This is a genomic window from Amycolatopsis sp. NPDC028719 (assembly GCF_055565395.1).
In genome coordinates this window covers 305547-309666 of record NZ_JBVHUL010000013.1, presented here as the reverse complement: position 1 = coordinate 309666, position 4120 = coordinate 305547, and the positions used below count along the sequence as shown (strand labels likewise).

Here is a 4120-nt window from a genome sequence, read left to right as displayed (position 1 = left end):
CGCCTTTTGTTCCACCCCACCCCCACCGGTTCTTTTTTCTTCCCCCCACCCCCCCTTTTTTTTTTTTTCCCCCCCCCCCCCCCCCCCCCGCCACATTGGGGCGCTGGCCCGGCGCTGTGGACAACCCGCGCGGACGGCGCCGGAACTGTCGGTGCCCGCCGGTAGCGTGGAAAACGGGGGCTGCTCAGGTCCCGGAGGACACCGTCGGCGCGTCGGGGATCTCGGCCGGGTCCGGCGAATCCGCCCGCCGGCCCGCGCGCAGCAAGTCGCCCCAGCGGCCGCGGTCGCACTGTGCCGACGGCGTGTCCGCCAAGAATTTCCGCAAGATTTCCAGGAACCGCTTGGGGTCGGACCGGTGCGGGAAGTGCCCCGTCCCCTCGAACAGCACCAGCCTGCTGCCCGGCATCGCCCGGTGCGCGCGCCGCGCGTGGCCGCTCGGCACGACCCGGTCGTCCGTCCCCCACACCAGCAGCGTCGGGATCCCCTCGGTCAGGTAGCAGCGGTCCAGCATGTTGACCACCTGCCCGCGCCAGTCGACCACCGAACGCAGCGTGCGCAGGAACGCCGAGCGCGTGCTCGGCTCGAGCAGCCGGACGTACCGCGTCAGCACGTAGTCGAGATCCGGGCCCAGCCCCAGCCCTTCGGACACCCGCAGCAGCTCGGCGAGGCCGCGCAGCGCCGTCAGCGCCGGCCGCGTGCCCAGCAGCGGCAGCACCAGCCCCGCGCCCGGCGCGGCGGCCAGCCGCAACAGCGGGTGCACGCTCGCCCCGACGCCGCCCGAACCGACCAGGACGAGCCGTTCGCAGCGTTCCGGGAACTGGTAGGCGAACTGCATCGCGACGCCGCCGCCGAGCGAGTGCCCGACCACGGTGACCCGGTCGACGTCGAGCGTCGTCAGCAGGTCGCGCATGCCGCACGCGTAAGCCGCGACGGAGTAGTCCGCGCGGGGCTTGGCCGAGGCGCCGTGGCCGAGCAGGTCGGGCGCGATCACGGTGTGGTCGGCCGAGAGCGAGGCCAGCAGTTCCAGCCACGTCGCCGAGTCGTCGCCGATGCCGTGCAGGAACAGCAGCGCGGGCCCGCGCCCGGCCATCCGGTAGGCGCGCTCGTACCCGTGGACGACCCGTGTGCGCGGGGCGAACGTGTCCGCCCCGATCTCGGTGAGTGGCACACACCCAGCTCAGCACGCCCGCGTTCGCGGGACGTTTCGCGCACGTTGGGATCGGGTGAACGCGCTCGCGAAAGATCGAAGGCCGCCCCCGGATCGATTTCCGGAGGCGGCCTTCGTCGCGTCAGGAGCGGCCCCGACCTCCGCTCCTGGTGGCTTCTACCTGGTCGGCGTCGGCGTCGCCGGCGGCGTGGTCGTCGCAGACGCGGATGGCGTCGTGGGCGCGGACGACGGTGTTCCCGTCGTGGCCGGCGGGGCCGTCACCTTCGGGATCGCCGCGCTGAACGGCACTCCCGCTTCCTCGCGGCAGGACGAGCGGTACCCGTTGTAGCCGTTGTAGTTGCCCTGGTCGTCGGTGACGCCTTGCTCGATCTTCGGCCGCGGGAACCGGTTGTCTTCGCCGATCTTCTCCTTGCTCCCGCTCGAGCGCTCGCAGCCGTAGCGGGTCAGCGTGATCGGCCGGCCCTCTTCGTCGTAGAGGTAGACCTCCGTCAGCGGCTTGCCCTCGGCGTCGAACGCGTAGACGTTCTCGATCTCCCGGTTGCCGTAGCTCAGCTGGTCGTTGCCGTACCGGTCGGACGGAGACTGGTAGTACGACGGCGAGCTCGAATAGGAGTTCCGGTTCGAGATCAGGTCGACCGCGGCACCGAACCCGCCCAGGATGCCGCCGATGACGAACGCCGAGATCGGCACGGCCACCCACAGCAGCCGCCGGTCGCGCCCCAGCCGCGGGCCCGCCCAGACGGCCGCGCCGCCCGCGACGAACAGGAACGGCAGCAGCAGCACGGCGCTGCGCGAGCGCAGCATGAGCAGCAGCCCGAAGGCGATCAGCACGATGGCGCACACGATCCACCACGCCGGCTTGAGCGAAGCGAGGTAGTTCAGCGCTTTCCCGGAGTCTTCCTGCTGACGCCCCTTGTGCAGCGTCTGCCGCAGCCACCCGACCTCGGGCAGCGCCAGCACCGGCTCGATCCCGCCCTTCAGCAGCAGGAAGAGGCTGACGAGGAACACCGGCAGGAACAGGAGAGCGCCCAGCAGCCCGTCGGGATCGACCTGGACGGCGGCGGCGAACGCGAACAGCGCGAGCGCCACCGCGCAGAGGACCAGGCCCCAGAAGGCGATCCGCGGCTTCGCGAGGCTCGGAGTCTTGGTCGTGGCGAGCACCTGCGTCGCCCCTTCGGAAGGCGGCGGGTACCCGCCGGACGCGCGCAGCTCGGCGGCGTAGCTCTCGGGCGTGCCGAGCCGTTCGATCAGGGCCTCGACGCGGGCGCCCTCCCCCAGCTCGGCCTCCAGCTCCGCCAGGTGCGGGCGGACGTCTTCGAGGATCTCTTCGATCTCGCTCGCGGGCAGGTCGGCGAGCGCGGTGCGGACCCGCGCCAGATACACCCGCACGGCGGTCGGCTTGTCGCTCATGCTGCCTCTCCCAAAAGCACGTTCATCGTCGACGCGAAGCTCTGCCAGGTCTTGCCCGACTCCGCCAGGCGGAGCCGGCCCGGCTCGTTCAGGCTGTAGTACTTGCGATGCGGGCCCTCTTCGCTGGGCACCACGTACGAGGTGAGCAGGCCGGCCTTGTAGAGCCTGCGCAACGTCCCGTACACCGACGCGTCCCCCACCTCGTTTAGGCCGGCGCTCCTGAGTCTTCGCAGGACGTCGTACCCGTAGCCGTCTTCCTCGCGGAGCACCGCGAGCACGGCCAGATCGAGCACCCCTTTGAGCAGCTGACTGATCTCCACTGCACCCTCCAGTCTTACGCTTGGAAAGGTACCACGCATTGCACAGTAGTGCGCACGGCGGAGGGCTATCCGGGCGCGTCGGGCCATGCTGGTCGCAGAATCTCATTAGGGGTGACAGATGGATTTGGTGAAGACGGACTTCGAGGTGCTGGACGAGCGCTTCGCCCGCGTCAACGGCGACGAGTGGATGCAGCGCCTGCACACCGGCTGCCGCTGGACCGAAGGGCCGGCGTACTTCCCGGCCGGGCGTTACCTGGTGTTCAGTGACATCCCGAACGACCGCACGCTGCGCTGGGACGAGACGACGGGCCAGGTCGGCGTGTTCCGGCAGCCGTCGCACTACTCGAACGGGCACACTGTCGACCGCCTCGGACGGCTGATCAGCTGCGAGCAGGGCCGCCGCCGGGTGACGCGCACCGAGCACGACGGGACGATCACCGTGCTGGCGTCCGAGTTCCAGGGAAAGCGCTTCAACAGCCCGAACGACGTCGTCGAGCACTCGGACGGGTCAATCTGGTTCACCGACCCGAGTTACGGCATCGACAGCGACTACGAGGGGTTCCGGGCGGAGAGCGAGATCGGCGCTTGTCACGTGTACCGCGTGGCACCTTCGGGTGAAGTACGGATCGCCGCGGACGACTTCTCCCGGCCGAACGGGCTGGCGTTCTCGGCCGACGAGTCGCTGCTGTACATAGCGGACACCCGGCAGAAACCCAGCCACATCCGGGTGTTCGAGGTGGGCCGGGAGGGCGCGCTGACCGGCGGATCGGTCTTCGCGACGTGCGACAACGGCGCGTTCGACGGAGTCCGGGTGGACAGCGAAGGCCAGATCTGGGCGGCGGCGCACGACGGCCTGCACTGCTTCGCGGCCGACGGGACCCGGATCGGCAAGCTGCGGATGCCGGAGATCTGTTCGAACTTCACGTTCGGGGGCGCGAGGGGGAACGAGCTGTTCATCACGGCTTCGAGTTCGCTGTACACGCTGAGGGTGACGGTCAACGGAGCTCGCTACCCGCGCTGAGCGGGACCTCGCCGGCCGGTTCTCCCCGGCCGGCTCTTCCCGGCCGGCTCCGCCCGCTCGACCACCGCCGCGCGCGGCCCATGCCCTGCTCACGGACCCGTGCCAGCGCCCCAATGTGGCATTGGGTGCGTGGGACACACCCAAAGTGGCGTTCGGTGCATGCCACGCACCCAAAGTGGCGTTCGGTGCGTCCCACGCACC

4 protein-coding genes are annotated in these 4120 nt (G+C 70.2%); 1 reads left to right on the top strand and 3 read right to left on the bottom strand.

Annotation, left to right across the window (positions count from 1 at the left end; genetic code table 11):
• Window positions 1-184: 184 nt before the first annotated feature.
• From ACZ4TR_RS43215 to ACZ4TR_RS43205, 3 genes are all read right to left on the bottom strand, one after another.
• The gene (locus tag ACZ4TR_RS43215; protein ID WP_465294140.1) at window positions 185-1090 is read right to left on the bottom strand and encodes an alpha/beta fold hydrolase; all 906 of its coding nucleotides are present in this window, start codon (window positions 1088-1090) and stop codon (window positions 185-187) included.
• A 234-nt stretch (window positions 1091-1324) separates the two neighbouring features.
• On the bottom strand, window positions 1325-2578 hold the full coding sequence (locus ACZ4TR_RS43210) for a DUF1700 domain-containing protein (protein WP_465294123.1): 1254 nt from the start codon (window positions 2576-2578) through the stop codon (window positions 1325-1327).
• A complete protein-coding gene (locus ACZ4TR_RS43205) occupies window positions 2575-2898 on the bottom strand; it encodes a PadR family transcriptional regulator (RefSeq protein WP_465294121.1) in 324 nt (107 codons plus the stop codon). The genes ACZ4TR_RS43210 and ACZ4TR_RS43205 overlap by 4 nt, the downstream gene beginning before the upstream one ends.
• A 118-nt stretch (window positions 2899-3016) precedes the next feature.
• Between ACZ4TR_RS43205 and ACZ4TR_RS43200 the strand changes: the two genes are divergently transcribed.
• Window positions 3017-3919, top strand: a complete 903-nt coding sequence (locus ACZ4TR_RS43200; protein ID WP_465294119.1) for an SMP-30/gluconolactonase/LRE family protein — start codon at window positions 3017-3019, stop codon at window positions 3917-3919.
• The last annotated feature ends 201 nt before the right edge of the window (window positions 3920-4120 follow it).